Raw genomic sequence first — 6,059 nt, 5'->3', positions numbered from 1 at the left:
ATCTATCCTGTCATCACAAATAATAATGTTCATATTTTTCATTCCTGTCTTTGATTGCTCTCATACCTGTAAACCATACAAGTCTCACCTAGCACTCTTTATTATATCAAACAAATCTTTCACTCGATCATTCTCTGCATCAAATGACTATTTTCCGCATAGAACGACTATCTCCTATAGAAACGCAGAAGCACTGTATCTCAAACTCTTTGAAATACAATGCTTCCCTGCATTTTCTATATCGTCATGTTGATATTATTACTTTACTATCCACATTTACTATCCGCCACACCCTCTTGGAGTGGCAAAAAACAATCGTAACAAGCACTGCCTGTGTCATGACACAGGCGAAATTTCCCACACTTTCCTATCATCTGTGCGTGTGAATTTCCATAGGGAAGTGTCCCTAACCATCTTTTATTTTTTCTTCGGTTTTCCTGTGGAATACCTTGACCTTTCCTGCCGCTTTTGCTACAATTTGTTTTGGATGGTTATACCCAAAACTAAATAAAACTTGAAACAAACTGTTGTAAAAATCGAACATTTTACAGCAGTTTTTTTGTACCCAAAAGAGAGAAAGGAAATGGCAGAAATGACAAAGCGAAACCGCACCAATCCGGTGCAATTTTATCTCAGCGATGATGAGCAGTACATCCTCAACACCAAGTTCAAAGCGTCCGGCATGAAGAGTATGTCTGAAGAGGGTAAACAGCACCGGAAACTGCGCCAATTGACTTTAAATATACGCTTGACCATTGCAGGGAAAACAGTCCCAACAAAGCCTATCATTTGATACAGGCTTTTGCTCCGGGCGAGGTCAGTTATGAGGAAGCGCACCGCATCGGAAAAGAGCTTGCAGACAAGGTTTTAGAGGGGAAATATTCGTATGTTGTCACCACGCACATTGATAAGGGGCATATACACAATCATATCATCTTTTGTGCGGCTGACAACATTGAATACAACAAATACCATGACTGTACACAGACCTACCACCGCATCCGCCACCTGAGTGATGAACTGTGCAAAGAACACAATCTTTCTGTCATCATTCCCGGCGGTGAACGTGGCAAAAAATACAAGGAATGGCAGTCTGAGCAGAATGGTTCAACCTGGAAAACCCAGCTTCGACGGGACATCAATTTTTGCATCAAGTCGGCTTCCACTTATGAAGAATTTCTGCTTTTAATGAGAGCCAAAGGATATGAAATCAAAGGGGAAACTTTTGGAGAAGATGCTGCAAAATATATCTCTTTCCGACCTCTGGACAAGGAGCGTTTTGTCCGTGGCAGTGCTAGGTCTTTAGGGAAAGAATACACAAAAGAACGTATCCGGGAACACATCGAAAAGAAACGGGAACAAAAGGCAGTGATCCCGAAAAAAGACTACTCTGCCCGCAGGCTCATTGACACCTCGGACGAGAAATTCCAGAACAGTCCCGGACTGCAACAGTGGGCAGCAATCGAGAATCTGAAAATCGCCGCACAAAGCTATAATGAAGCTGGTTCTCTCTCCGATCTGGAAAATAAAATTACTGTAAAAACCGAAGCGGTCAAGTCCGCCAGACAGAGCGTTGTGGAACTGGAACACCACATGAAAGACCTTGCGGAAATCATCAAATATGCCGAGCAGTACAAAGACAACCGCTCCTATCATATCGCTTACAAGAAAGCCAAGAACCCGGATGCTTATTTCCGCAGATACGAGAGCCAGATCATCCTCTATGGCGGCGCAAGACGGGTGCTTAAACAGGCAGGCATCAAGCTAAAAGGATTGAATGTGGATAAGCTGCGAGCCGAGTATCAGGCATTGGAAACGCAGAAAAAAGAACTGACCGCAACCTACAAGAGCTGCGAAATAGAGGTGCGCAATTTAAAGCGGAAACAGGAAAATCTGAATCAATATCTCGAACGGACACAAACCGATCCGGTGCAGGAACAATTTAAGAAAAAGAATAATCCTATCTTGTAGCTTGTTAATAATGATACCATGTATTATACCTAATTACCACAAACACTTAGGAGATACTATGGCGAAAACAGACTATAAATCAACTGATGCCTTAATGCGGCATCTTAGAAATAACGGAATTTCCATCTCAGGGACTTCTCAAAAGCAGCAACTGATCAATACAGGATATTTTCATGGTTATAAGGGATACCGCTTTTTTGTATCATCCTCAAACCGCCTTCCATTTACCTCATACAATGAGATCAACGCAACCGTACAATATGACACAAAACTAAAGTCTCTTTTATATGGAAAAATGATGTTTATTGAAACTGCCCTTAAAAATATTGCATTAAACACAATATGACAGAAATAGATTCAAGCAGTATCTATGATATGTATGATAAAGCAATCAGCATTCTTACTATGGGCGATTTTGGTTATCTGCTTTCCTGTCTGACTATTGATATGCGTGAAAAATATCCCGTTCAATTGGCATAAATCTATCCAGTGATACCTATCGGGAATTGCTTTATAAATATGTATATGCCTTAAAGGATCTGAGAAATGCTATTGCCCATAATGATGTAGTATACGATACCCGTTTCAAAAAAATGGATCCATCCAGACCAATGAAGCAGTGTCTGATTTTAGAAATGGGAATGCCTTACATAAATTTCAAAACTATTGGTGACTATATTATTCTCATTTGTTATTACTTGAAATTACTGAAAGTTTCTAAAACTGAGATTAAATCATTTATTCGAGAATTTGAAAAGATCACACGAGAATACGAAGCATCCGTAAACCCGAATGTTTCAGCTATTACCATTCATCCCGATTTGTTTTCTCGGCTGGGCATCTTGAAAAATGCCATATAATGCTTGCATATTTCACTTGTATATAGTATATTATGGATAGCAATTGGGGTATGTGTTTGCGGACACATACTTGGAGGAGTCGGAGTAATTCGGCTCCTCTTTAATTTTCAACAAAAAAGATGGTAGCCAAAAGGATATTTCCTAATGACTACCATCTTTTTATTCTGCCGCTTCTAACACTAATTCTGCAAATTTTTTATCATTCATGCCTTCTAATTTTTCTAATACCTGCCCGGCAATATCTTCCATATCACTGTCCTCGTCTATTCCTTCGTCAATCGATGCCTGCAAGAAAATACTGAGCGGTTTCACATTTCCAGTTCTTATATCATCAGCAATCATTTGTATCTGTGATTCTCTGTCAGATACCGAATCTCTATATCCATATGTATCAATCTCTTTTCTTATCAGAATAAGCCATGTCACCAATGACTGATTCAATCTGCATTCCTACAGCTTTACTTTTTTGCACAAGTTTCGGCAGTTCTTTACCATCTGTTTCCATCGACACCTACCTGCCCCGACCGGTACAATCGTTCATTGTTTATGATTTTATCTACATCTCCACTATTTTTCAAGCGCTCCAAATCTATTTTTTTCACTTCTTCATTTGCAAAAAAACACAACAGCCTACAGTCCTCCAGCAACACACAGTCAACGGCATTCGTCTCCTTGCGCCGTGAAACATACTCCGGCAGCCGGTCAACAATGATTTCATTTACACTTTCATGTCCAAGCACTCCATTGGCCGAATCAAAATTAGACAATTTATAATATTTTTTCCTGCGGTCTATGACAGATTCCGATTTCAAAAAGGTGCCTGCGGTCCCACTGGAGCTCCTGATCTGAGACCATTTTAATTAGGTGAGATCCTGTGTCTCATTGATTACCCGATTCTTCATATACGTGCCCTTTCTGTTTTGAGTAGTTCTATACTACTCCTTTTTTGACGCACGTCAAATAGAAAATCTTCATCGGAGATATTCCGGCGCAGTCGGAGCAGAACTAAAGCACTACTAAAACCCGATGCTCTCCTCTCACCAAGGAAAACATCGGGTCTTTGATTACCTTCTCCGTTTCGTTGTGGTAGCTGTCGTGCCTTTTACCGTGGCACTAATCGTTATATTTCCCTTTCCGGATGATACCGGAATTGCAATGGCAGATGCTCCGCCATCACCGCCTCCCGGCTACGCCACCGCCGGTCGATCCGCCACCGGATGAAGAAACCATATAGAGCACGATCGTACCAGTTGCCTCATTATAGTTCTTCGTATCTGTCGGTATAAATAACCAGTGGTAAGCGGTATTTACCTTGACTTCTGTGCTGTCGTCCAACTGCTTTCCGTCTGCATCGACCCATTTGACCGTACCCGCTGGCCAGCCCGGGTTGGCTGCGAGTGCCGCGACCGTTACCGTCTTGCCAGCAGCCGTAATCCTTGTATAAACCGGCTCACCCGCAGGTGTTGCTTTATTCACTGGAATCTCTGTTGTACCCTTTACTGTCTGATATCTGGTGCCATCATTCGGTATAAATGTCCATTTTGCAGTATATGCAGCCGTCGCAGCCGGTTTCGCGTCTGGAGTATCCCATGCAAATGTCCCCTCAACAGCCGCATTCTCATATTCCATTGAACCGGAGAGCTTCATATTGCCTAACGTCTCACCATAAGTGAGTGATGATTTACTCAGTGTCGGCGCTCCGGTCGGTATCAGTTTATTCGTTGCCTTGACGTTGACCGTCAGCGTCATATCTTTGTAGTTTGTCGTGCTGACTACTACTTGAACTGTACCGATCTCGCCCTCAGCCTTTGTATCTACCTGTTTGATCGGCAGGCTGAGCACGCCGTTCTCGACCTTTGCACCACCTGCAGCATAGTAGCCTGTATCCAACTGCACAACCGGCTGACCGTAAGTGATGTCACCATACTGCTTCGGAGCAGTCAATTCGGGGATCAGCTCCGCGAGATCAACGTTATAAGTCTTTGCATGACCGTTCATTACTTCCAGATCCACAGACTGGTCAGCTGCCGCCGCTTTGACTATCTCCTGCGTTGCATTGCCGGCATCCTGCTGACTTCTGACAATTTCTATTTCCCTCTGGCCACCCTCAAAAGTATAGTTCGGATTCAGCATTCGGAATTTTATAATGACCGTTTTAGGATATCCGGCATCTGCATTCTCAAACTGCGCTCCCTCTACCGTATAATCTGTGCCTCTGTTAAAGTATATGATATTGTTTTTTCCTTCGTATAGAAAACTAACGAAATCCAACTGATCCAGCGGCAGATCTGTCGTACCGTCATATTCCTTTCTTAAATTACTGGTTGCTGCCTTATCTGATAATTCACACGGCTTTACCACAAACTGGATGGATTTTGTGCCGGTGTAGTTGCCCTGTCCGGTGACAGTCAGTGTATAGGTACCGGCATCTTTTACCCCTTTATGGCCCGTAACTGTATAGTCAGATGCATCGATCGGTTCCATCCACGGTTCATCAGACTGCACGGTCAGGTATTTGTTGTTATACCACAGATCAAATACGATACGACGCACTATACCGCTATCTTTATCGGAACTATATGGATCATAAGCCAGTTCGTCCTCACCGCGGATCGTAAGTTCCGCGTTCGACAGATCTGCCGGTTTCACGGTCACAGTGACCTCTTTCTTGACGACATCACCATTATCAATAGTTGCCTCGCATCTGAAGGTATGATTTCCCACGTTCCCGTATTCAGCAGGCTCGGGATTTGTAGTATAAGGACTCTTGCGCGGAGTATCCTTCAGCGTCAGGGTCTCTCCTGTCTGACCGGTCAGCTCTGTATCATCCTCAAACCATTTGTAGGTAACTGCGCCTTCCGTAGTTACGTTTGCCGTAATCGTCAAGTCTTCGGTATAGGTGATGCTCTCCGGCGCGTCGAGAGATAGACACTCAGATGGTGTCTCTGCACCTGCGGGGTCACCTGTCGTCAGTTCCTCCTGCCCGGCCGCGGCACTTCCGCCTGCTGTCTCCTCAGCCATCGCTGATATCGATATCATCGACAGGCAGAGTGCGAGCACAAGAAACATACTCAGTAGCTTCTTTTTATAGTTAGCTTCCATTGTCATTCCTCCCATAATAATCTTTGTTTTTCTCTTGTTAACTCGCTTTTTCTCATATTTTCATTTCTTCATAGAGATATTTTCTAAGTCTATGTCATTCCCCTTGGCCATAAATCATGGATATTC

General features: G+C 43.2%; 7 protein-coding genes. 4 read left to right on the top strand and 3 right to left on the bottom strand.

Annotation, left to right across the window (positions count from 1 at the left end):
- Nucleotides 1-583: 583 nt before the first annotated feature.
- Genes H8S17_RS17305 through H8S17_RS16630 form a run of 4 tightly spaced genes read left to right on the top strand, consistent with a single transcriptional unit; the run spans nucleotide 584 to nucleotide 2,451 of the window.
- Nucleotides 584-793, top strand: coding sequence for a hypothetical protein (locus H8S17_RS17305; protein WP_330595820.1), 210 nt, complete (start codon nucleotides 584-586; stop codon nucleotides 791-793).
- Nucleotides 730-1,971 carry a relaxase/mobilization nuclease domain-containing protein gene (locus H8S17_RS15600; protein WP_186867851.1) on the top strand — a complete coding sequence of 414 codons (1,242 nt, stop codon included), beginning with the start codon at nucleotides 730-732 and terminating at the stop codon, nucleotides 1,969-1,971. The genes H8S17_RS17305 and H8S17_RS15600 overlap by 64 nt, the downstream gene beginning before the upstream one ends.
- Nucleotides 1,972-2,029: 58 nt before the next feature.
- Nucleotides 2,030-2,317: an Abi family protein gene (locus H8S17_RS15595; RefSeq protein WP_186867850.1), complete on the top strand. Its 288-nt coding sequence runs from the start codon at nucleotides 2,030-2,032 to the stop codon at nucleotides 2,315-2,317.
- Nucleotides 2,314-2,451, top strand: coding sequence for a hypothetical protein (locus H8S17_RS16630; RefSeq protein ID WP_243238111.1), 138 nt, complete (start codon nucleotides 2,314-2,316; stop codon nucleotides 2,449-2,451). Before H8S17_RS15595 ends, H8S17_RS16630 begins: the two co-directional genes overlap by 4 nt.
- A gap of 539 nt (nucleotides 2,452-2,990) precedes the next feature.
- Here H8S17_RS16630 and H8S17_RS17300 read toward each other — a convergent pair.
- The 3 genes from H8S17_RS17300 to H8S17_RS15575 all read right to left on the bottom strand — a co-directional run bounded on the left by H8S17_RS17300 (nucleotide 2,991) and on the right by H8S17_RS15575 (nucleotide 5,933).
- Nucleotides 2,991-3,173, bottom strand: a complete 183-nt coding sequence (locus H8S17_RS17300) for a transposon-transfer assisting family protein (RefSeq protein ID WP_408639461.1) — start codon at nucleotides 3,171-3,173, stop codon at nucleotides 2,991-2,993.
- Nucleotides 3,174-3,319: 146 nt separating this feature from the next.
- On the bottom strand, nucleotides 3,320-3,643 hold the full coding sequence (locus tag H8S17_RS15580; RefSeq protein WP_186867849.1) for a hypothetical protein: 324 nt from the start codon (nucleotides 3,641-3,643) through the stop codon (nucleotides 3,320-3,322).
- Nucleotides 3,644-4,004: 361 nt separating this feature from the next.
- A complete protein-coding gene (locus tag H8S17_RS15575) occupies nucleotides 4,005-5,933 on the bottom strand; it encodes a hypothetical protein (RefSeq protein WP_186867848.1) in 1,929 nt (642 codons plus the stop codon).
- Nucleotides 5,934-6,059: the final 126 nt, after the last annotated feature.

The organism is Roseburia zhanii, from assembly GCF_014287635.1.
In the GTDB taxonomy this organism is placed as follows: Bacteria; Bacillota; Clostridia; order Lachnospirales; family Lachnospiraceae; genus Roseburia_B; species Roseburia_B zhanii.
The sequence above is the reverse complement of the archived record's forward strand: the minus strand, read 5'-3'. Positions and strand labels throughout refer to the sequence as shown.